Origin of the sequence: Jannaschia formosa (assembly GCF_003340555.1) — a bacterium.
GTDB lineage: Bacteria > Pseudomonadota > Alphaproteobacteria > Rhodobacterales > Rhodobacteraceae > Jannaschia > Jannaschia formosa.
The window spans coordinates 100593-123708 of record NZ_QPLJ01000011.1; the positions used below are offsets into that span (position 1 = coordinate 100593).

15 protein-coding genes are annotated in these 23116 nt (G+C 70.7%); 14 read left to right on the forward strand and 1 reads right to left on the reverse strand.

The genetic code is table 11. The features are described 5' to 3' along the window. Positions 1–42 precede the first annotated feature (42 nt). The 11 genes from DR046_RS13055 (at position 43) to DR046_RS13105 (ending at position 15884) form a co-directional block, all read left to right on the forward strand. Positions 43–1143: a LacI family DNA-binding transcriptional regulator gene (locus tag DR046_RS13055; protein ID WP_115382829.1), complete on the forward strand. Its 1101-nt coding sequence runs from the start codon at positions 43–45 to the stop codon at positions 1141–1143. Next, positions 1140–2480, forward strand: coding sequence for an ABC transporter substrate-binding protein (locus tag DR046_RS13060; protein WP_115382830.1), 1341 nt, complete (start codon positions 1140–1142; stop codon positions 2478–2480). The genes DR046_RS13055 and DR046_RS13060 overlap by 4 nt, the downstream gene beginning before the upstream one ends. Positions 2481–2592: 112 nt before the next feature. Beyond that, positions 2593–3858 (forward strand): carbohydrate ABC transporter permease, encoded by a 1266-nt coding sequence (locus tag DR046_RS13065; RefSeq protein WP_115382831.1) that lies wholly within the window; start codon positions 2593–2595, stop codon positions 3856–3858. Positions 3859–3952: 94 nt separating this feature from the next. Beyond that, positions 3953–5161, forward strand: coding sequence for a carbohydrate ABC transporter permease (locus DR046_RS13070; protein ID WP_115382832.1), 1209 nt, complete (start codon positions 3953–3955; stop codon positions 5159–5161). 79 nt (positions 5162–5240) lie between these two features. Then, entirely contained in the window at positions 5241–6479 is a 1239-nt protein-coding gene (locus tag DR046_RS13075) for an MGH1-like glycoside hydrolase domain-containing protein (RefSeq protein ID WP_115382833.1), read from the forward strand. Further along, entirely contained in the window at positions 6476–7495 is a 1020-nt protein-coding gene (locus DR046_RS13080; protein ID WP_115382834.1) for an ABC transporter ATP-binding protein, read from the forward strand. Before DR046_RS13075 ends, DR046_RS13080 begins: the two co-directional genes overlap by 4 nt. Positions 7496–7639: 144 nt before the next feature. Then, complete coding sequence (purQ, locus tag DR046_RS13085; protein ID WP_115382835.1) at positions 7640–8308, forward strand: phosphoribosylformylglycinamidine synthase subunit PurQ; 669 nt, start codon at positions 7640–7642, stop codon at positions 8306–8308. Positions 8309–8355: 47 nt separating this feature from the next. Then, the gene (locus DR046_RS13090; RefSeq protein WP_115382836.1) at positions 8356–10131 is read left to right on the forward strand and encodes a sensor histidine kinase; all 1776 of its coding nucleotides are present in this window, start codon (positions 8356–8358) and stop codon (positions 10129–10131) included. 16 nt (positions 10132–10147) lie between these two features. After that, positions 10148–11482 carry a sigma-54-dependent transcriptional regulator gene (locus DR046_RS13095; protein ID WP_115382837.1) on the forward strand — a complete coding sequence of 445 codons (1335 nt, stop codon included), beginning with the start codon at positions 10148–10150 and terminating at the stop codon, positions 11480–11482. Between the two features lie 87 nt (positions 11483–11569). Continuing rightward, positions 11570–12385 carry an endonuclease/exonuclease/phosphatase family protein gene (locus DR046_RS13100; protein ID WP_167767101.1) on the forward strand — a complete coding sequence of 272 codons (816 nt, stop codon included), beginning with the start codon at positions 11570–11572 and terminating at the stop codon, positions 12383–12385. Between the two features lie 412 nt (positions 12386–12797). Beyond that, positions 12798–15884 (forward strand): Rne/Rng family ribonuclease, encoded by a 3087-nt coding sequence (locus tag DR046_RS13105; RefSeq protein WP_115382839.1) that lies wholly within the window; start codon positions 12798–12800, stop codon positions 15882–15884. A gap of 214 nt (positions 15885–16098) precedes the next feature. Here the strand turns inward: DR046_RS13105 and DR046_RS13110 are convergent, their stop codons facing one another. After that, on the reverse strand, positions 16099–17394 hold the full coding sequence (locus tag DR046_RS13110) for a M48 family metalloprotease (protein WP_115382840.1): 1296 nt from the start codon (positions 17392–17394) through the stop codon (positions 16099–16101). An 83-nt stretch (positions 17395–17477) separates the two neighbouring features. On the opposite strand from DR046_RS13110, the gene DR046_RS13115 reads away from it, so the two are divergent. The 3 genes from DR046_RS13115 to DR046_RS13125 all read left to right on the forward strand — a co-directional run bounded on the left by DR046_RS13115 (position 17478) and on the right by DR046_RS13125 (position 22491). Further along, positions 17478–18629: an aminotransferase class I/II-fold pyridoxal phosphate-dependent enzyme gene (locus DR046_RS13115; protein WP_115382841.1), complete on the forward strand. Its 1152-nt coding sequence runs from the start codon at positions 17478–17480 to the stop codon at positions 18627–18629. Then, a complete protein-coding gene (locus DR046_RS13120; protein ID WP_115382842.1) occupies positions 18626–19792 on the forward strand; it encodes an N-acetylmuramoyl-L-alanine amidase family protein in 1167 nt (388 codons plus the stop codon). The genes DR046_RS13115 and DR046_RS13120 overlap by 4 nt, the downstream gene beginning before the upstream one ends. A 167-nt stretch (positions 19793–19959) precedes the next feature. Further along, positions 19960–22491, forward strand: coding sequence for a penicillin-binding protein 1A (locus tag DR046_RS13125; RefSeq protein ID WP_370816245.1), 2532 nt, complete (start codon positions 19960–19962; stop codon positions 22489–22491). Positions 22492–23116: the final 625 nt, after the last annotated feature.

A 23116-nucleotide genomic window follows, 5' to 3' on the forward strand; every position in this document is an offset into this window, starting at 1 on the left:
TACCTGTTGCCGAAACCGGTTTCGGAACTCAGCCTCCGTGTCATGGAGGAGATCGACACACCGCCGACGCTGGGTCGTCGCGCGACGATTTCGGACGTCGCGCGGGACATGGGCGTCTCGAAGGGCACGGTCAGCCGGGCGCTGAACGGGCATCCCGACATCGCGGACTCGACGCGGCTGCGCGCCGTCCGGACAGCGGCGCGGCTGGGCTACCGGCCGCTCGGCTCGGCGCAGGCGATCCGCACCGGGCGTTGCCGCGCCCTGGGCCTCGTGATCGAGACCGGAGAGCACGACGCCCACCGTCCCTTCCTGGCCGCGTTCCTCGCCGGTCTCTCGGACGGCGCGGCGCGAGAGGGCTGGACCCTGACCGTCGCCACCGCGCCCGAGGGCGACACGCTGGCGACCTACCGCCGGCTGATCGACGACCGGAAGGCCGATGGTTTCGTGCTGCCGCGCACGCGGCTGCGCGATCCGCGGGTCGAGATGCTGCGCACGGCCGACGTGCCCTTCGTGCTGTTCGGGCGCCACGGCGACCCCGTGGGCTGCGCCTGGTTCGACATCGACATGGGCGCCGCGATGCGCGGCTCCGTCGCGCGTCTGGCCCGCGCGGGGCACCGGCGGATCGCCTATGTCGGCGGCAGCCCCGGCCATACCTATGCCGCCCTGCGCGAAGAGGGGTTCCGCGCCGGGATGGCCGCGGAAGGGCTCTCTGCCGACCTGATCGGCCCGGGCGCCGTCGATCGCGGTGGCGGGGCGCGGGCCGCCGCCGTCCTGCTCGACGCCGCCGACCCGCCGACCGCCTTCGTCTACGCGCTCGACGCCGCGGCGCTGGGCCTGTGGCGGGCGGCGCGGGCGCGGGGCCTCGTCGTCGGGCGCGACCTGGCCGTGATCGGCTATGACGGCACGCCCGAGGGTGCGCATGCCGAGCCGCCGCTTGCGACCTGGAAGGTCGACACCCATGCCGCCGGGCTGCGCCTGGCGGAGCTTCTGATCCGGCGCGTGCGCGGCGAGGCCCCCGAAGGTCTCCGCGAACTGGCGCCGGCCCGCTATCTCGACCGCGGCTCGGCCGCCTGCACGGCCATCGGCGGGCCGTCGGGCGGCGCGGGGCGAGCAGACGCCGATCCAACGGGAGGAGAGACATGAAACTCAGGACCACATTGCTGGCCGGGACCGCGCTGGCGCTGACCGCCGGCCTCGCCGCGGCCGAGGAGCTGCGCTTCTGGACCACCGAGGAGCAGCCGGAGCGCCTGGCCAAGCAGGAGGAGATGGCCGCCGCCTTCGCCGAGGCCACGGGCCACAGCGTCGAGGTGATCCCGGTGACGGAAAGCGATCTGGGCACCCGCGCCACCGCCGCCTTCGCGGCGGGCGACCTGCCGGACGTGATCTATCACACGCTGCAATACGCGCTGCCCTGGGCCGAGGCCGGCATCCTGGACACGGATGCCGCGACCGACGTGATCGAGGAGCTGGGCGAGGGCACCTTCGCCTCGGGCGCGCTGTCGCTGGCCTCGGTCGACGGCGGCTATGCCTCGGTTCCCGTCGACGGCTGGACGCAGATGATCCTCTACCGCAAGGACCTGTTCGAGGAGGCGGGTCTGGAGCCGCCGACCTCTTACGCCAACGTGCTGGCCGCCATCGAGGCATTGCACAACCCGCCCGAGATGTACGGCTTCGTCGCCGCGACCAAGATCGATGACAACTTCATGTCCCAGGTGCTGGAGCATGTCTTCCTCGCCAACGGGGTCTCCATCGTCGACGAGGACGGCGTGGCCGAGCTGGAGGAGGGGCCGACGCTGGAGGTGCTCGACTTCTACAAGGCCCTTGCCGAGGCCTCGCCCCCCGGAGAGCTCTACTGGGACCAGTCGCGCACGCTCTACTTCTCGGGCAACGCGGCGATGATCATCTGGTCGCCCTTCATCCTGGACGAGCTGGCGGGCCTGCGCGACTCGGCGCCGCCCACGATCACCGACGACCCGACCTCGCCCGAGCTCGCCTCGCGTACCGGGATCGTGACCAACTTCGCCGGGCCCTCGAACCCGGACGGCGCGGCCTGGGGCGACATCCGCTATTTCGGCATCACCACCGATGCTGCCACCGACGCGGCGATGGAGTTCGTGACCTACTCGATGGGCGAGGGCTACGGCCAGACGCTGTCGATCGCGCCCGAGGGCAAGTTCCCCGTGCGCCGCGGCACCGCCGAGAACCCGACCGAGTTCACCGATCTCTGGGCGACGCTGCCGGTCGGCGTCGACCGCAAGGCGCCGCTGGGCGATCTCTACGAGGCGTCGATGATCGAGGAGATCGTCGGCGGACTCGACGTGGCCCAGCGCTGGGGCGTCGAGGAAGGCCAGCTCGCCACCGCGTCGAAGGTCATCAACAGCGGCGTGATCAACCGCATCGTCCGCCAGTATATCGACGGCGAGATCGAGGGCCCGGCCGCCGTCGCCGCGCTGAACGAGGCGATCGCCGGGGTCGAGTGACGCCGGCCGCGAAACGTCCTCCCCGGGCCGGGCCCGGGGAGGACGCCCGCGACCCTTCGGAGCAGGCAAGATGAGCGAGCGCCTCCCATCCGCGGCCCCCGGACCGGATCCGATGCCGATCTCGGGCACGCCTGCCGACGCGCCCGTGGCCGTCCCTCCCACGGGCCGGGGCGCGCTGGCGCGGGGCGAGGCGCGGCTGGCCTGGGGGCTGCTGGCGCCGACGCTCGCCATCGTCTCGGCGGTGGTGATCCTGCCGCTGCTCGCGATCTTCTGGATCAGCGTCAAGCCGGTGCAGCTGTCGGACCTGCGCCCGCCCGAATTCGTCCTGCGCGAGGACCTGCGCCGGATAGAGGCGCCCGGGGACGAGGGGGCCTGGCGCTTCCGGCTGCGCAACTCCTCTCCGGACCGGGCGCTGCGCGACGTGTCCTTCTCGGACGTGGTGCCGCCGGGCCTGACGCTTGGCCCGCTGCCTGCGCCCTGCGCCGTAAATGGCGGGACCCTGACCTGCCGCTTCGGCGAGGTTCCCGGCGGCTGGCGCGAGACGCTGGAGATCCCCGCGACGGCGACCGACGCCTTCGACCCGGCGCGGGACCCGGACGAAACCCCCGCCGTGACGGAGGCGCAGGCTACGTCGGTCCTGACCGACACGACCTTCACGCTGGAGAACTTCGCCCGCATCCTCGACGGGGAGGAGTTCCTCTCGGTCCTCTGGGCCACGGTCTTCTACACCGTCTTCGGCACGGTCGGCGCGATCGTGATGGGTCTCTTCGCGGCCTTGCTGCTCGACAGGTCGTTCAAGGGGCAGGGCCTGCTGCGCGGCCTCTACCTCTTTCCCTACGTGGCGCCGGTCATCGCGGTCGCCTTCGCCTGGATCATCCTGTTCGACCCGTTCTCGGGCTCGGCCAACGCGCTGCTGGTGCAGATGGGCGTGACCTCCGAGGCGATAAACTTCTTCGGCGCGCGGCCGCTGGCGCTGATCATGGTCACGGTCTTCGAGATCTGGCGCTATTTCCCGCTGTCCTTCCTGTTCATCCTGGCGCGGATGCAGAGCATCGACGCCGACATGTACGAGGCCGCCGACATGGACGGCGCCTCGCCGTTCCAGCAATTTGCCTGGCTGTCGCTGCCGCAGCTTCTGGGCATCCTGTCGGTGCTTTTCCTGCTGCGCTTCATCTGGACGTTCAACAAGTTCGACGACATCTTCCTGCTGACGGGGGGCAATGCCGGCACCCGTACCCTTACCGTCAATGTCTACGAACAGGCCTTCGCCGTCTCGAATATCGGGGCGGGGGCGGCCGTGGCCGTCGTGATCTTCGCCTGCCTGCTGCTCTTCTCGGCGTTCTTCTTCCGGTTCATCTCGCGGGAGGAGGGGCTGTGAGCGGTTTCGCCGCCTTCGGCGCCGACCCGGCGGGGGGGCTCCGCCCCCCCGCGCCCCCCCGGAGTATTTCCGGCCACAGGAAGGAGGACCGGGCATGACGGTGCGATCGGGCATCGTGACCGGCGCGCTGCTCGGGGCCGCCTGGCTGGTCACCCTGTCGGTCACCGTCGCCGTGGTCCTGTCCTTCGCGACCGGAGGAGCGTTCCGGCCGTCGGTCCTGTTGTCGGCGCTCTGGGGCGCGGCGGCGGGGGCGGGGCTGGTGGTGCGTCCCGGGCGGGGGGCGCCGGTCGCGGCGGGCGTCGCGATCCTCGCGGTCTGCCTGATGCCGCTCGGGCCGATGCAGGCGGGGCCGGAGGTCGGCTGGCCGGCGGCACTGACGGGCGTCGCGATCCTGGCTGCGGCCTTCGTTCTGGCGTTGCGGCCCACCCTCGCAGGGCTCGTGCCGGGCGAGAACGACCGTCATGCCTTCGAGGCGGCCGTCATCCGGTTCCTGACTGGCTTCGGCTACATCTTCTTCACCGCTATCGTCGCGATCCCGTTCTGGGTGATGCTGGTGACCTCGACGAAGAACCGGGCGGAGCTGGTGACGAACCCGCTCGACCTGTCCATCGACCTGTCGAAGGGGACCGGGCTCTTCCGCTCCTATGTGGAGCTTTTCGCCGACTTCAACTTCGGCACCTATCTCCTGAACTCCGCCTTCATCTCGGTCGTGACGGTCCTCGTCACGCTGGCCTTCGCCATCCCCGGCGCCTATGCCGTCGCCCGCCTGCGCTTTGCGGGGCGGGCGGCGTTCTCGCGCTCGATCCTGCTGATCTACATGGTCCCGATGATCGTGCTGGCGCTGCCGATCTACATCGCCTTCTCGGTCACCGGCCTGCGCAACTCGATGATCGGCATCCTGCTGATCTATCCGGTCACGACGATCCCCGTCGCGCTCTACATGCTGCAGGGCTACTTCCGCGGCCTGCCCGCCGAGGTCGAGGAGGCGGGGCTGATGGACGGGCTGAACCGGCTGCAGGTGATCTGGAAGATCACCCTGCCGCTGTCGCTGCCGGCGCTGGCTTCGGTCAGCCTCTATGTCTTCATGATCGCCTGGAACGAGTTCCTGCTGGCCTTCATGCTGCTCGACGACCCGTCGAAGTTCACGCTGACGCGGGGGATCGCCTCGCTCAACTCGTCCGAGATCCCGCGCCAGCACCTGATGGCGGGCTCGGTCATCGCCACGGTGCCGATCATGGCGCTGTTCCTCGGATTGGAGAAGTTCATGACGAAAGGTCTCGCGGCCGGGTCGGTCAAGGGATGAGCGCCGGGTCGGCGAAGCGGCCGACCGCTCCGGCGGAGCTTTCGAGGCCCGAAGGGGCGGAGCGCCGGGGAAAACTGCAATGGTGACCGATCTCGACGCCCGCGCCCGCGCCATCCTGACGGGCAACGACCGGGGCGGCTATACGGTGCCGACGGCGGGGCTCTACCCGTTCCAGTGGAACTGGGACTCGGCCTTCGCGGCCTGGGGCTTCTCGACCTTCGACCCGGATCGCGCCTGGACCGAACTCGAGACGCTGCTGGCCCATCAATGGCCGGACGGGATGGTGCCGCACATCGTCTTCCACCGCGACGACAGGGGCTATTTCCCAGGCCCGGACGTCTGGGACACAGGGCGGCCGGTGCCGACATCGGGGATCACGCAGCCGCCGGTCGCGGCGACGATGGCGCGGATGATCCTCGCCGCCGATCCGGGGCAGGCCGGGCGCGCCGCGGCGCTGGTGCCGAAGCTGGCCGCCTGGCACCGCTGGTGGATGCGGGCGCGGGTGCGTGAGGGGGTGGCCTGCGTCGTCCATCCCTGGGAATCGGGGCGCGACAACGCCTTCGACTGGGACGGGGGCATGGCCAATGTCGATGGCTCGGAGGTCGGGACCTATCAGCGCCGGGACACCGGCCATGTCGACGCCTCGATGCGGCCCACGAAGGCGGAGTACGACCGCTATCTCGCGCTCGTGCAATGGGGGCGGGCGCATGGTTGGGATCAGGTGCGGATGGCCGACGAGGGGCCGCTGCTGGTCGCCGATCCGGGAACCTGCTTCATCCTGATCCGGGCCTGCGACGACCTGGCCGCGCTGGCCGCGGCGGCGGGCGTGTCGGACGAGGGCGCGGGCGACATGGCGCACGAGCTGCGCGCGGGGCTCGGCGGGATCTGGAACGCCGAGGCCGGGTTCTGGGATGCCCGCGACCTGCGCACGGGGGCTTTCAGCGGCATCCTCTCGGCCGGGGCGTGGCTCTGCTGGCTGGCGGGTGCGGGGCGGCCCGAGATGGCTTCGCATCTGGCGCGGGCCATGGACAACGTGCGCTACGCCCTGCCGACGGTGGACCCGACCCTGCCGACGTTCGAGGCGCGCCGCTATTGGCGCGGGCCGGCCTGGCCGTTCTACAACGCCCTGGCCGCGCTCGGGCTGCGCGACGCCGGGCTTGGCGCCGAGGCCGAGCGGTTGCGCGCCGACACCGAGGCCCTGATCCGGGGCGGCGGGTTCTACGAATATTTCGACCCGACCGACGGCACCCCTTGCGGCGGCAAGGACTTCACCTGGACGGCGGCGATCTGGCTGACCTGGGCCGGGAGGGGCGCATGACCGCGCAGGTGGAGCTGAGAGGCGTCGAGAAGTGGTTCGGCGAGGCGCAGGTCATCAAGGGCGTCGACCTGGCTGTGCAGCCCGGCGAGTTCGTGGTCTTCGTCGGCCCCTCTGGCTGCGGCAAGTCCACTCTGCTGCGGATGATCGCCGGGCTGGAGGAGACCTCGCGCGGGCAGATCCTGGTCGAGGGGCGGGACGCGACGGCCGAGCCGCCGTCGAAACGGGGGCTGGCGATGGTGTTCCAGTCCTACGCGCTCTACCCGCATCTGACCGTGCGCGAGAACGTGGGCTTTCCGCTGAAGGCGGCCGGCCTGCCGAAGGAGGAGATCGCGGCGCGCGTCGACGAGGCGGCGCGGGCGCTGCGGCTCGACGAGTATCTCGACCGCAAGCCGAAGGACCTGTCGGGCGGGCAGCGGCAGCGGGTGGCCATCGGCCGCTCCATCGTGCGCAAGCCGACGGCCTTCCTGTTCGACGAGCCGCTGTCGAACCTCGATGCCGCGCTGCGCGTCGAGATGCGCTACGAGATCGCCAAGCTGCACCAGCAGCTCGGCACGGCGATGATCTACGTCACCCATGACCAGATCGAGGCGATGACGCTGGCCGACCGGATCGTGGTCTTGGAATTCGGCCGGATCGCGCAGGTCGGCACGCCGAGGGAGCTCTATACCGCGCCGGCGAACCTGTTTGTCGCGCAGTTCATCGGGAGCCCGAAGATGAACGTCTTCGACGCCGCCGCCGTGCCCGCGATTGCGGTGCCCGGTGGCACCGAGAAGATCGGGCTTCGGCCCGAGCACCTTCGGATCGAGACGGAAGGACAGGGGCCTATCGCGGGGACGGTCGACGTGCTGGAATATCTCGGCGCCGATACCTTCGTCATCGTCGATGGCGGCAAGGCAGGGCGGATCACCGCGCGGGTCGCGGGCGACGTGGACGTGGCGCCGGGCACGCCGGTCTCGCTGTCCTTCGACCGGGGCGATCTTCGCGCTTTCGGGGCGGACGGGATCGCGATCCGCTGACCGGGGCATGACTCAGAGCATCCCTCCCGCGGGGGGAGGGGGCGCGGTGATCCTCGCCCGGGCCGACCCGGAGCGAGGGCAGAGGCTCTGGCGGCGTCGGCCGTTTGGCGGTAACGGGTGGCGCGCCAGCCGGAGGTCCCCCAGATGAAAGCCGCGATCCTCGTCTTCCCCGGGTCCAATTGCGACCGCGACCTCGCCATGGCCTTCCGCGCCGCGGGGTTCGAGACCGAGATGGTCTGGCACAAGGAGACCGCGTTGCCCGCGGGCACCGACCTCGTCGGCGTGCCGGGCGGGTTTTCCTACGGTGACTACCTGCGCTGCGGGGCGATCGCGGCGCGCTCGCCGGTCGCCGCGGCGCTGAAGGCGCATGCGGAACGGGGTGGCTATGTTTTCGCGCCCTGCAACGGCTTCCAGATCCTGACCGAGGCCGGGATGCTGCCCGGCGCGCTGCTGCGCAATGCCGGGCTGAAATACATCTGCCGCACCGTCGCCCTGCGGGTGGATGAACACGAGAGCGTCTTCACCTCGGGCTACGCGCCCGGCGCGGTGATCGAGATCCCCATCGCCCACCACGAGGGCAACTACCAGGCCGACCCCGAGACGCTCGCGCGGCTGAACGGCGAGGGCCGGGTCGCGTTCCGCTATGTCGATACCCCGAACGGCGCGGCGGACGACATCGCGGGCATCCTCAGCGCCAACAAGCGCGTCCTCGGCATGATGCCTCATCCCGAGCGCGCCTCCGAGCCCGCTCACGGCAATACCGACGGCGCCGCGCTCTTCGCCGGGATCGCCCGGGCGCTGGTCGCGGCGTAACCGCGCCGGCCGCTTGAGGCGGCGGGGCGGCCGGGCTAGTCTGGCGCATGTTCTGGCGCCGTTCCGACCCTGCCGAAGGCCCGTCGGGCCCTCCGGGACCGCCCCGCCTGCCGATGGCGGCGCGGATCATCATCGCCGTGGCGACCGCCGTCGCGGTGGCCGTGGTCTTCGTGGCGAATACCTATCTGACCGACCGTTTCGTCGAGACTACGCGCATCCGGGCCGAGCTGCGGCAATCGCTCTATGCCGGAGCGATCCTTTCGGAGCTGCAGCGCAACTCGGTCGTGCCGCTGCTGCTGTCCCGGGACCAGACGCTGATCTCGGCGCTGACGGCGCGCGATTTCTCGGCCTCGTCGCAGCGCCTGATCTCCTATGTCGGCGAGATCGGCGCCGCCTCGATCCGGCTTCTGGACATGGAGGGCCGCACCGTCGCCGCGACCGACCGGACCCAGCTGGGCGCGATGCATCGCGAGAAGCCCTTCTTCACCGAAGCCATCGACACCACCGACACCGTCTTCACCCTGGCCCCGAACGAGACCGGCGCCTACGAGGCCAATTTCAGCCGCCTCGTGCGGTCGGGGACCGAGCCGCTGGGCGTGCTGCAGGTGCAGGTCGATCTTGCCCAATTCGAAAGCCGGTGGCGCGGCACCACCGCCGCCGTCGCCGTGACCGACGCGGCCGGGACCGTGATCCTGTCGACCGAGCCGCGATGGCGTGGCAAGAAGCTGGAGGACGCGCTGGACCAGATGCCGGTGCCCTCCGCGCTGGAACGGGCGCTGGCCTCGACCGGCGCCTTCGGGCCCGGGATCGAGGATGGCTGGTTCTCGTCGGCGGCCTTCATGCAGATGGAGGCGCGGGTGCCGTTCCGCGGCTGGCGGCTGGTCAGCTTCACCAGCTACGAAAGCGTGCGTGAGCGGGTGAACGGGGTGCTCGCGCTCATCATCATGGGCTTCGCGCTGCTGCTGGCGCTGGGCTTCTACCTGCTCAATCGCCGCTCGACCCTGCGCTCCCTCCTGTTCCAGCGGGAGTCGGTCGCGCTGCGCCGCCTCAACGACCGGCTCTCGCGCGAGATTGCCGAGCGCAAGCGCGTCCAGGCGGAACTGAAGGAGACGGAGCAGTCGCTCGCGCAATCCTCGAAGCTGGCCGCGCTGGGCGAGATGTCGGCCGCCGTCAGCCACGAGCTGAACCAGCCGCTGGCCGCTATGAAGACCTATCTCGCCGGCGCGCGGCTGCTGCTGCAGCGCCGCCGGCCCGAGGAGGCACTGTCCTCCTTCCAGCGCATCGACGACCTGATCGACCGGATGGGGGCGATCACCCGGCAGCTCAAGTCCTATGCCCGCAAGGGCGAGGACGCCTTCGAGCGGGTCGACGTGCGCCACGCGCTCGCCGCGGCCCTTGCCCTGATGGAGCCGCAGCTGCGCCAGCAGCGCGTCCGCCTGACCCAGGCCGTGCCCGAGCAGCCGGTCGAGGTCATGGCCGACCGCTTGCGGCTGGAGCAGGTCATCATCAACCTCGTGCGCAACGCGCTCGACGCGATGCGCGGGGGAAACGACCCCGAACTCGACCTTCTGATCACGATGGGGGAGGAGGTCGTGATCGCCGTCCGCGACACCGGGCCCGGCATTCAGGAACCCGAGAAGCTGTTCGAGCCTTTCTATACGACAAAGAAGCCTGGAGAGGGCGTCGGGCTGGGTCTCGCCATCTCGTCCGGCATCGTGGCCGATCTGGGTGGGCGGTTGACCGCCCGCAACGGCGAGACCGGCGGCGCGGTGTTTGAAGTCCGCCTGCCGGCATTGGAAACACGGCTCGACGCAGCCGAATAGAGGGGGAAGTCGACACATGGCCGAGCAGACGAGGATCGCCATCGTCGACGACGAGCAGGACATGCGCCAGTCCATTTCCCAATGGCTGGCGCTGTCGGGCTTCGCGACCGAGACCTACGGCTCCGCCGAGGACGCGCTCAAGAAGGTGACGGCGGACTTCCCCGGTGTCGTGATCTCGGACATCCGGATGCCGGGCATGGACGGGATGACCTTCCTGAAGCGGCTGATGAGCGCCGACAGCTCGCTTCCGGTCATCATGATCACCGGCCATGGCGACGTGCCGATGGCGGTCGAGGCGATGCAGCTCGGCGCCTACGACTTCATGGAGAAGCCGTTCAACCCCGACCGCCTGACCGACCTCGCCCGCCGCGCGGCGCAGGCGCGCAAGCTGACGCTCGACAACCGCGCGCTGCGGCGGGAGCTGTCGGACGGCACGGTCCTGATGCGGAAGCTGATCGGCACGTCCCCTTCGATGGAGCGGCTGCGCGAGGACATCCTCGACCTGGGCCAGGCCGACACCCATGTGCTGATCGACGGCGAGACCGGCACCGGCAAGACGCTGGTCGCGCATGCGCTGCACGCCGTGGGTCCGCGCGCGGGGAAGACCTTCGCGCTGACCTCCTGCGCGGCGCTCGGCGAGGAGGAGCTGGGCGCCAAGCTCTTCGGCCCCGTGACCGAGGGCGGCCTGCCGCTGGTCGAGGAGGCGCGGGGCGGCACGCTCGTGCTCGAGGATATCGAGGCGCTGCCGCTTTCGCTCCAGGCCCGGCTGACGACCTTCATCAACGACCAGGGGACGCCCGCCGAGACGCGCATCGTCGCGATCCACAACGGCTCCGACCCCGACCGCAGCCTTGAGGCGGCGCTCCGGCCCGACCTGTTCTTCCGCCTCGCCGCGATGAAGCTGGTGCTGCCGCCGCTGCGCAACCGCGGCGAGGACGTGCTGACGCTGTTCACCCATTTCGCCGAGTCCTTCGGCGAGGAATACGGCGCAAGCCCGCCGCAACTGTCCGCGCAGGAGGCCGCGCAGCTTCTTCAGGCGCCCTGGCCCGGCAACGTGCGCCAGCTCATCAACCTGGCCGAACGGGCGGTGCTGCAGCAGCGGCGGGGGACCGGCTCGATCTCCAGCCTGCTCATGTCCGACACGCAGGAGCAGGGCGAGACCGTGCAGGTGACGACCGAAGGCAAGCCGCTCAAGGAGTATGTCGAGGCGTTCGAGCGGATGCTGATCGACAACACGATGCGGCGGCACCGGGGGTCGATCGCCAGTGTCATGGAAGAACTCAGCCTTCCGCGGCGGACGCTGAACGAGAAGATGGCCAAGTACGGGCTGAGCCGGTCGAACTACCTCTGAGGCTCGATCGCATCGCCTTGGGGCCCGGCCCCAGGGACGATGTTCCCTCGCTTCCCCCTTCCCGCGAATCCGCCTAACGTCAGCGTCATGAGGATCGTCAGCCTGAATGCCTGGGGTGGGCGCTGTTGGCCCGCGCTCGACCGATGGCTGCCGGTCGAGCGGCCCGACGTGCTCTGCATGCAGGAGGTCACGCGCGCGCCGCTGCGCGCGCCGCCCTGGCTCAAGTATCGCGACGCCTGCAGGGAGCTCGACCAGCGCTCGGACCTCTTCGCCGACGTCTCCAGGGCGCTGCCAGCGCATCAGCCCTGGTTCGCCGCCGCCACGCGCGGGCCGCTGACCGACAGCAACGAGCGCGAATGGCAGTCCGAGCACGGCATCGCCTGCTGGGTCGCCCCGCATCTCGCCGTGACCGAGCGTATCCAGGGCTTCGTCCACGGCCGCTTTCGCCGCGACGGCTGGGGGGAGGAGCCGGTGCCGCGGACCATGCAGGCGATGCGGATCGAGGATCCGACGACCGGCGCGAGCGTGATCATCGGCCATTTCCACGGGCTGCGCGACCCGGCGGGCAAGGGCGACAGTCCCGCCCGCCAGCGCCAGGCCGTGCGCGCCCGCGCCCTGATCGAGGGGCTGGCGGGGCAGGGGGAGGGCGTGGTGCTCGCCGGCGACATGAACGTCCTGCCCGGCGCCGAGACCTTCACGATCTTCGCCGAGGCGGGGCTGCGCGACTTGGTCACCGCCCATGGCATCGAGGACACGCGGACCGAACTCTACGGCAAGCCGGAGCGTCACGCGAGCTACATGCTGGTCAACGAGGCCGTGGCCGTGCAGGGCTTCGACGTGCCGGCGGATCCGGTGCTGTCGGACCACCGCCCGCTGATCCTCGACGTGTGCATGGACGGCTGAGAGTCGCGGCAGGGCGTAGTTGATTATTGTAATCCGGGCCGGAATGTAACAGATAGAAGTCACGGTCCTGCCCCCGGACGCTCGGGCGTTGGGATCGGTATCGGATTCTTCCCTGTGCAGACCAGGCCTGATCGGGCTCGCGCCGCACGGGGGGTGTACGTGGAGCCGTCCCAGCGGCGCTCCCAATATCGGGGCCCGGATCCATCGGATCGGGCCGTTTGGAAGGCCCCGCTGCCGCACAAGGCTGCCGGGCCGAGATCGGAACGCGCGATGACGCAGGACGGGACAGCGACGGACGGGATGCGGCCAGGCCGCCCTGTTGCCGCGTCCGCTGCGCGCGCTCAATCAAGCCGGATCACGCGCCGCCCGGCCCCGCCCGGGGCAGCGGCCCGCATGATTCGCGAAAGGCACTATGGCGAAGAAAATGCTGATAGATGCCACCCACCCGGAAGAGACCCGGGTCGTGGTGGCAGACGGGAACAAAGTCGAGGAGTTTGACTTCGAGAGCCTGAACAAGCGTCAGCTTGCAGGCAACATATATCTGGCGAAGGTCACGCGGGTGGAGCCGTCGCTCCAGGCCGCCTTCGTCGATTATGGCGGGAACCGGCACGGTTTCCTCGCCTTCTCGGAGATCCATCCCGACTATTACCAGATCCCCAAGGCGGATCGCGACGCGCTGCTCGCCGAAGAGCGGGCCTATGCCGAGGCGCAGGCGGCGGCGGACGAAGCCTCCGACGACGACGAGGCGGAGGCCGATGTCGATGCGTCCGACGATGCCGACGAAGTCGACGAGGGGAAGGCCGAAAAGCCGAAGAAGGCCAAGACGCGCTCCCGCTCGCGGAGCCGCGGTCGCAAGAAGTCCGACGACAAGGCAGAGGATGAGGCTCCTGCCGCGGGTGACGAGCCGGACGAGGCCGACACTCCCGGCGAGGAACGGGCCCCCGCCGCCGAGATCATCGCCGAGGGCGGTGAGGCGACCGAGCAGGTCGTCAGCGGAAGCGCGGCCGACCTATCCGAGGCCGCCGACAAGGCCGACGAAGAAGAGCCCGAAACCGACGACAAGTCCGAGGGCGACACGGTGACGAGCATCGCCGAAGGGTCGGGCCTCGAGGACGAGACCATCTCCACCGAGGCGGAGACCGCCGCCTCCGAGACGCCCGAGCCGATGGGGATGGAGACCGTCGACCTGTCCGAGGACGATTCGGACGACGACACGCTGGTCGAGGAGCCGGAGCCCCGGAAGTCCCGCTCCCGCAGCCGCCGCAAGCCGTCCGCCAGGCCGGAGCAGGCGGAAGCCGCCCGCGATGACGTCGAGACCGTCGCCGACGACGAGACCATCGAGGACGTCCGCCCCGCACGCAAGCCGCGCCCGCGCAAGTACAAGATCCAGGAGGTCGTGAAGGTCCGCCAGATCATGCTGGTGCAGGTCGTCAAGGAGGAGCGGGGCAACAAGGGCGCCGCGCTGACCACCTACCTGTCGCTGGCCGGGCGCTACTGCGTGCTGATGCCGAACACCGCCCGGGGCGGCGGCATCTCGCGCAAGATCACCAACGCGGCCGACCGCAAGAAGCTGAAGGAGATCGCCGCCGAGATCGACGTGCCGCAGGGCGCGGGGCTGATCGTGCGGACGGCGGGCGCCAAGCGCACCAAGACCGAGATCAAGCGCGACTACGAGTACCTGCAGCGCCAGTGGGAACAGGTGCGTGAACTGACGCTGAAGTCCATCGCCCCCGCGCCGATCTACGAGGAAGGCAACCTCATCCACCGCACGATCCGCGACCTCTACAGCCGCGACATCGACGAGGTGATCGTCGAGGGCGAGGCCGGCTACCGCCACGCCAAGGACTACATGAAGCTGATCATGCCGTCCCACGCGAAGAACGTGAAGCTGCACCCGAGCGGCGGCCAGCCGCTCTTCGCCAAGTACGGGGTCGAAAGCTATCTGGCGTCGATGTTCAACCCGACCGTGCAGCTCAAGTCCGGCGGCTACATCGTCATCGGCATCACCGAGGCGCTGGTCGCGATCGACGTGAACTCGGGCAAGTCGACCAAGGAAGGCTCCATCGAGGAGACGGCGCTCAAGACCAACCTTGAGGCCGCCGACGAGGTGGCGCGCCAGGCCAAGCTGCGTGACCTCGCGGGCCTGATCGTGATCGACTTCATCGACATGGACGAGCGCAGGAACAACGCCGCCGTCGAGAAGCGCCTGAAGGATGCGCTCAAGAACGACCGCGCGCGCATCCAGGTCGGCCGGATCTCGGGCTTCGGCCTGCTCGAGATGTCGCGCCAGCGCCTGCGCCCCGGCATGCTGGAGGCGACGACGCAGGCCTGCCCGCATTGCCACGGCACCGGGCTCATCCGTTCCGACGACTCGGTCGCGCTGCAGGTCCTGCGGCTGCTGGAGGAGGAGGGCACGCGCAAGCGCGCCCGCGAGGTGACGGCCCGCCTGCCGGTGAAGGTGGCGAACTACCTGATGAACGAGAAGCGCGAGCATCTCGCCGCCATCGAGCAGACCTACGGCATGGCCGTGCGCATCGAGGTCGACGCCTCGCTGATCGGCGACGTCATCCCGCCGCTCGACCGGTCCAAGACCCCGACGCGGCAGGTCCCCAAGCCCTCGCAGGTCGTGGGGCTTGATACCTCCTGGACCTCCAAGGAGGACGAAGAGGACGAGATCGAGGAGGAGGACGAGCCGGAAGAGGAGGAGGCCGCCGCCGAGGAGCAGACGGCCAAGCCCGAGAAAGCCGAGGCCCAGGAGGAGCAACCTAAGAAGAAGCGCCGCCGCCGGTCGCGCCGCCGCAAGTCCAACGGGGACGGGGGCCGGGAGTCCGGCTCCGATGCTTCGTCCGAGGACGGTGCGGCGACGTCCGAGACCGGCGAGGCGAGGGCCGAACCCTCCGAGGATGCGGCGGAGCCTGCCGAGGCGAAGGCCGAGCAGGCCGCCGAGGAGGCGCCGCGCAGCCGCTCGCGTACCCGGTCGCGCCGCAAGAAGGCCGACCCGACGCCCGAGGCCGGGACCGTCGGGGAGGTGGCCGAGGACGCGTCCGAGCCAGCCGAGACGGCTCCGGCCGAGGAGGAGGCGAAGCCCAAGCGCCGCAGCCGCTCGCGCAGCCGTGCGAAGCCGTCCGACGCGCCGGAGCAGGAGGCGGAGGCTATCCCGGCCGACCCGCAGCCGGAACCGTCCGCCGACGCCGCGCCCGAGTTCGCGACGGAGGCGATGCCCGAGCCTGCGACGGGAGCGACGTCTGAGCCCGAGCCCGAGCCCGAGCCCGAGGCCAAGTCGAAGCGAACCCGCGCCCGCGCCAAGGCGCCCGCGCCCTCCGAACCGGTGGTCGAGGTGGCCCATGCCGCCGATGCCGCGATGGCCGAGACGCAGGAAGCCGAGCCTGAGCCTGAGGCCGAGATAGCCTCCGCGCCCGAGGCTCCGGCCGAGCCGGCCGCCGAGACGCAGGCCGAGAGCAAGCCGAAGCGCCGCGGTTGGTGGTCCTTCGGGACCTGACTCCAAGCAACAGGCATGGAATGGACGGCGCGCCTCCACGGGGCGCGCCGTTCTGCATTTGGAGCGGCGGACGGACATCGCGCGCATCAAGCTCCGGATACGCTCCGGCGCCGCGTGGCGTCGGACGATCCGACCGACCCGAAAGGACCATCCGCGGTTTGGCCTTCTCGGGACTTCTTTGCGACTTCCTGACTGGACGAAGCCGCCCGACGCGTCAGCGCCGGGCCTGCTCTGCCGCCGCCAGCACGTCCTGCGCCCGGAGCCAGCCGCCCGAGCCTGTCGGCAGCAGGCCGGAAGCCCGCTCCGCCAGGATCCCGGCATCTTCGAGCCGTCCCGTCACGGCGGCGCGCTCCGCCGCCGCCACCGTCGCCAGCCCCTGCTGCCCGGCCCGGGCATGGGCCGTCGCGAGGTCGCGCAGCAGCGAAGGGTCGCTCGGGTCGCGGCCGCGCGCGGCGCTCAGCACCTGCAGCGCCTCGGCGTCGCGCCCGGCGGCCAGCAGGGCACGGCCCAGCCCGGCCTGGATCAGCGCCTCGCCTGGGGCCAGATCGGCGGCGCGGGCATAGGCGGCGGCGGCTTCGGCCGGGCGGCGGCCCTCCAGCAGGAACTGGCCGCGCAACTCGTGGTAGTAGGCGTCCGATGGCCGCGCGGCGATCAGCGCGTCGATCCCTGCCAGGGCGCGGGGCAGGTCGGCCTGCCGGTGATGGGCGATGGCGCGGCCGAGGGCCGCGAACTCGGACCTCTCGCCCCGCAGCGCCCGCAGCGTCCGCGCGGGGGGCCGGGTGAAGCCCGACAGCTTGGCCATGGCCCGCGCATGCCAGTAGTCGACCGCGCGGCGGTCGCGGGCCTGCGGCGCGACCGAGCCGGCGAAGGCCTCCACCGCGCGGATGCGGTCGCGGGTCAGCGGATGTGTCCGCGCATAGGGATCCTGCCGCCCGGCGGAGAGGAACTCCTGCCCCTCGACCAGCTCCAGCACCTTCAGCGCCGCCTTCGGGTCGGTGCCCGCATTGGCCATGTAGCGCAGCGAGGACTGGTCGGCGGAGGCCTCCTCGGCGCGGGTATGGGCGAAGAGGCTGCGCTGCGCTGCCGACTGCGTCCCCGCCGCGACGCCGATCCCGGCCTCTGCGCCACCTGCCGCCGCCGCGGCGGCGCTCAGGATCAGGCCCAGGCCCGCGGCGGTCGCCGCGCTCCGGATCGCGGCGGGCCGCCGGGTCAGGTGCCCGTTGGCGATATGCGCCGCCTCGTGCGCGATAACGGCCTGCAGCTCGTCCGAGGTCCCGAGCCGCAACAGCAGCCCCGTATGGATGAAGATCGCCCGCGCGTTGCCGACGAAGGCGTTCAGCCTGTCGTCGTCGATGACGTAGATGCGGGTCGATCCCGGCAGCCCCGCCTGTTGCAGGATCGGCTGGGCGACCTGGCTCAGGGCGTGCTCGATCTCGGCGTCCCGGATCAGGCCGCGCGCCTGGGCAGGCTGGACCGCGAGCATCGCGATCAGCACGAGGATGCGTATCATGTTCTGCCTCCGGGGCGGGGGCGTTGACCCCGGCCATGCGCGCGGTCCATCTGTCGCGCGAGGCAGACACTAGGGGGCAGGGAATGCGCGACGCAAGCGGGGTCTCCGGCCGCAGCAAGGTCGATCCGTTCATCGTGATGGACGTGATGGAGCGCGCGCGGGCGCTTGAGGAAGCGGGCCGCTCGATCGTCCACATGGAAGTCGGTCAGCCCGGCACCGCCGCCCCCGCCGCCGCCCGCGCGGCGCTGGCGGCGGCGATGGACGCGGGGCCGCTGGGCTATACCGTGGCCCTCGGCCTGCCGGAGCTGCGCGCCCGCATCGCGCGCCATTACGGCGAATGGTACGGCGTCGACCTTGATCCCGCGCGCGTCGTCGTCACCTCGGGCGCGTCCGGCGGCTTCCTGCTCGCGTTCACGGCGCTCTTCGATGCGGGACAGCGGGTCGGGCTGGGCCTGCCGGGCTATCCGTCCTACCGCCATATCCTGACGGCCCTGTCGCTGGAGGCGGTGGGCATCTCGACGCGGGCCGAAGACCGCTACCAGCCGCGGCCCGGGGACGTCACCACCGATCTCGACGGCCTGATCCTCGCCTCGCCGGGTAACCCGACCGGGACCATGCTCGATCGCGACGCCCTGGCCGCGCTGGCCGGGGCCTGCCGCAATGCGGGTGCCGCGCTGATCTCGGACGAGATCTATCACGGGCTGGACTACGGCAGCCGCGCCGTCAGCGCGCTCGAGGTCGACGACGGGGCGACGGTCGTCGGCTCCTTCTCGAAATACTTCTCGATGACCGGCTGGCGCGTCGGCTGGCTGGTGGTGCCGCAGGCGCATGTCCGCACCTACGAGCGGCTGGCGCAGAACATGTTCATCTGCGCGCCCCATGCGAGCCAGATCGCCGCGCTGGCCGCGATGGAGGCGGAGGAGGAGCTGCAGGCCAACCGCGCCGTCTATGCCGAGAACCGCCGCCTGATGATGGAGGGCCTGCCGCGCGCCGGCCTCGACCGGATCGCGCCACCGGACGGGGCGTTCTACGTCTATGCCGATGTCTCCGCGCTGACCGACGACAGTCTCGCCTTCGCGGCGCGGATCCTCGACGAGGCCGGGGTGGCGGTGACGCCGGGGCTCGACTTCGACCCGGCCCGGGGCGCGCGCACCCTGCGCTTCAGCTATGCCCGGGCGACTGCCGACATCGTGGAGGGGCTGGACCGGCTGGCCCGGTTCATGGCCGCGCGATGAGGTGGCTGGCGCTGGTGCTGGCCCTGGCCGCGCCGGCCCTGGCGGAGCGGGCGGTGCCGCTGGAGGGCGCCGTGGCCGAGACCTCCTGGCGTGGCGCCCTGAGCTTGCAGGTACCTCTCGACCGTGCGGTGCCTTGGCGGGCCTCCGTCGCGGCGAATCCCTGGCGACTCGTGCTCGACACCGCCGAGGTAGACTGGTCCGCCGCGCCGTCGCTCGTCGACGGGGATGTCGTGACCGGCCTGCGCGAGGGCCGCGTGGCCGAGGGCTGGTCGCGGCTGGTGCTGGACCTGTCGGGGCCGATGCGGATCGAGCGGGCCTGGATGGAGACGGGGCAGGGCGCCACGCTGCGTCTCGACCTGCGCCCCGGCGCCGGCGAGACCGCGCGCGTCGCCCCCGCCTGGGACAGCCCGGCGCAGGTGCCGCTCGACGCCGCGCCGGACCGGCGGCGCCGGGCCGGGGACCGGCCGCTGGTCGTGGCGCTCGACCCCGGCCATGGCGGCATCGACCCGGGGGCGGAGCGCGACGGGCTGGTCGAGGCCGATCTGGTGCTGGCCTTCGCGAAGGACCTCGCCGAGACGCTGAAGCGCGCGGGTCATGTTCCGGTCCTGACCCGCGAGACGGACAGCTTCGTCGCCCTGCGCGCCCGGGCCAGCGTCGCGCGGGCGGCGGGGGCGGACCTGATGATCTCGATCCATGCCGACGCGGTCGAGGGCGGCGGCGCCTCGGGCGCGACGGTCTACACGCTCTCGGACGAAGCCTCCGACGGGATCTCGTCCGAACTGGCCGCGCGCCACGGGCGCGACGACCTGCTTCTGGGGCTGGAGCTGGAGGATTCGGGCGACGAGGTCGCGCGCGTCCTCATGGACCTGGCCCGTGCCGAAACCGCGCCGCGCGCCGACCATCTTGCGAACGAGCTGGTCCGCAGCATCGACGCCGCGGGCATCCGTCTGCACAAGCGCCCGCGGCTCGAGGCGGCCTTCACCGTGCTGAAGGCGCCCGACATCCCCTCGGTCCTGCTGGAGCTGGGCTTCCTGTCCTCTCAGGCGGACCGCCGCAACCTGCGCGACCCGGGCTGGCAGCGGCGGATGGGACAGGCCATCGCCGACGCGGTCGACGCCTGGGCCGCGCGGGACGCGGCCACGGCCGAGAAGCTGCGGCAATAGCGCGCCCCGCGCGCGAAGGACCGCCACAGGGCACGCCCGCGGGTAGACCCCCGTGGGCGGAGTTCCTATGATGCCGCTCACTCCAGACAGGGACCTGCTACATGAGCTTCAAGGCAGTCACGGCCAACGGAGGCCGCGCTTTCCTCGCGGCGCTCCAGGGCGTCGGCATGTTCGTCCTCTCCACGATCGGGGGGATCTTCTCGGCGGTCACGCTGGGCATCATCGCCTTCGCCGTGACGGTGGGCGGCGTGCTCTGGATGTATGGCCGCGACCTGCCGAACCACGAGCAGCTGGCGCAATACACCCCGCCGACGATCAGCCGGATCTATTCCGGCGAAGGCCGCCTGATGGACGAGTTCGCGCGCGAACGCCGTCTCTTCGCCCCGGCCGAGGAGATCCCGGACCTCGTCAAGCAGGCCTTCATCTCGGCCGAGGATAAGAACTTCTACCTGCACGCGGGCTACGACCCGGTCGGCATGGTCGCCGCCGCCGTCGATGCCGCGCGGGGCGGGCGCCTGCGCGGGGCCTCGACCATCACCCAGCAGGTGATGAAGAACTTCCTGCTGTCCTCCGACCGCTCCGCCGAGCGCAAGGTGAAGGAGATCATCCTCGCCTCCCGCATCGAGGAGACGCTGTCGAAGGAGGACATCCTCGAGCTCTATCTCAACGAGATCTTCCTCGGGCAGAACAGCTATGGCGTGGCCGCCGCGGCGCAGACCTACTTCAACAAGGGACTGGCCCAGCTGTCGGTCGAGGAGGCGGCCTATCTCGCCATCCTGCCCAAGGCGCCCAGCAACTACCACCCGGTCCGCGACGCGGAGATCGCGATCGAGCGCCGCAACTTCGTGCTGCGCGAGATGTGGGAGAACGGATACATCACTCGCGGCGAAATGCAGGAGGCGCAGACGAAGCCACTGCTTACGGTCCAGTCCGGCCACTACGCGCCCTTCCGCGCCAGCCTGCCGCCGCGCGACTACTTCACCGACGAGATCCGCCGCCAGCTGAGCCAGGATTTCGGCGAGGAGGAATTCTTCACCCAGGGCTTCGTCGTCCGCGCCACCATCGACGCCGAGATGCAGGACGTCGCCGCCGTCGCGCTGCAACGCGCGCTGGAAAGCTTCGATCGCAGTCAGGGCGTCTGGCGCGGCACCGGCGAGACGATCCCGGTCGAGACCCTGTCGGACGAGGCTCGCTGGCGCGAGGCGCTGGCCGCCGTAGACGTGGCCCGGGACGTGGAGCTGGAAAGCCGCTGGCATCCGGCCGTCGTCATGGATGTCGCCGACCAGTCCCTGACCCTCGGCGTCGAAGAGGTGGAAGGGACGGTCTCGGTCCCGCGCGAGGACATCCAGTGGATGCGCGGCAACTTCTTCGACAATTTCGAGCGGGGCGATATCGTCCATGTCCGCCGCATGACCGAGGATTCGACCGGCAACCTCATCCGCTGGTCGCTGCGCCAGGTGCCCGAGGTGCAGGGCGGCTTCATGGCGATGGACGTGAACACCGGTCGCGTCCTCGCGATGCAGGGTGGCTTCAGCTACCAGCATTCGGTCTTCAACCGCGCGACGCAGGCGACGCGGCAGCCGGGTTCCAGCTTCAAGCCCTTCGTCTACGCGGCAGCGCTCGACTCGGGCTACCAGCCCAACACGATCGTCGTCGACGCCCCCATCGAGATCATGTCTGGCGGCGAGATCTGGCGGCCGAAGAACGCCTCCAACCGCTTCTACGGCCCCTCGCCGCTGCGCACGGGGATCGAGCGGTCGCGCAACCTGATGACCGTGCGCCTGGCGCAGGACGTCGGCATGGACATCGTCGGCGGCTATGCCGAGCGCTTCGGCGTCTACGACCGGATGGACCAGCTGCTGGCCAACTCGCTCGGCTCGCAAGAGACGACGCTCTACAAGATGGTCGCCGCCTACGCGATGTTCGCCAACGGGGGCGAGCGGGTGGAGCCGACGCTGGTCGACCGCATCCAGGACCGCTACGGCCGGACCGTCTACCGCCACGACCAGCGCGACTGCGTCGATTGCGAGCAGTTCGCGACGCTGGCGGCCGGCTACGGCCCTCGGATCGTGTCGGACCGGGAACGGGTGATGGACCCGATCACGGCCTACCAGCTCACCTCGATGATGAAGGGCGTGGTCGACCGCGGCACGGCGGCCCGGACGGTCGACCTGCCGGTCCCGATCGCGGGCAAGACGGGCACGACCAACGACGCCAAGGACGTGTGGTTCGTCGGCTTCTCTTCGACCATCGTGGCGGGCTGCTATATCGGCCATGACCGGCCCCGGTCGCTGGGCAGCGGCGCGTCCGGTGGCGGGATGTGCGGCCCGGTCTTCACCGAGTTCATGCGCGAGGCGATCGAGAAATATGGCGGCGGCCCGTTCGAGGTCCCGCCCGGCGGCTACTTCGCCAAGATCGACCGCTATACCGGCGCGCGCCTGCCCGACAACGCGAGCGGGGAGCATGTCGTGTCGGAGTATTTCCGCGACGGCTCCGACACCTATGCCGGGATCGGCGTCGAGGCGACGGTCATCGACGGCGGCTTCGCGATGTCGAGCGACCTGCCGCTGTTCGGCCGTGGCCAGGGCGACGAGGAGGGCCCCGCCGCAGCCCGGGAGGTCCAGACGGTGACGGGTCGCAAGGTCATCGTCCCGCCGCGGGCGAGCTTCGGCTCCCTGTCCTCGGGCGGGCTCTACTAGCGGGCTCCTGAAACGCGGGCCTGGCCGGGATCTTTCCTTCTGGCCGGGTCGGTGGGGCGACGGGTCCGGTTCGCTCGGACGAAGCGTTTCGGCTTTCGCCGTCGGCAGGCCGTTTCGTGTGGCCAGAATCGGGGCAGCCGGGCGAGATCTGCGGCGGCAATCACCGGGGCGAAGCGGGGCCCGACGCCCTCGATGCCTTGAGAGCCGGTCCGGGCCATGTCGCCGGCGGCCCCGGCCCACGCGGAGGGCTCATTGATCCGCTTCGGGTCTCTTGCGACTGGTGGTGCGCCCGGCGGCAGCGGAATGGAGTCCCCTCCGGACGACGTGGGGTGTGACGTATGCCTGTCCGAAAGCGCGGCTCCGAAACGCGCGCCGGCCGGATCGACACGGAGATCGGGCGCCGCTCCGACGGGAGCTGCATCTCCCCCCAAGGACACCGCCATCGCTCGTCCGGACGGCGCGCTGATGATCAAGACCGACGACATTGTCCCCCGCGCGCCGCGAGCAAGCGGATGACGGGGCACTACGATCTTCATGCAGGCTGCCACGACAACCGGCTTCGGAAGATACCCGGACCGGACGCCTCATCGATACGTCGCAGAAGGCTGCACCCCGTCGACGCGCG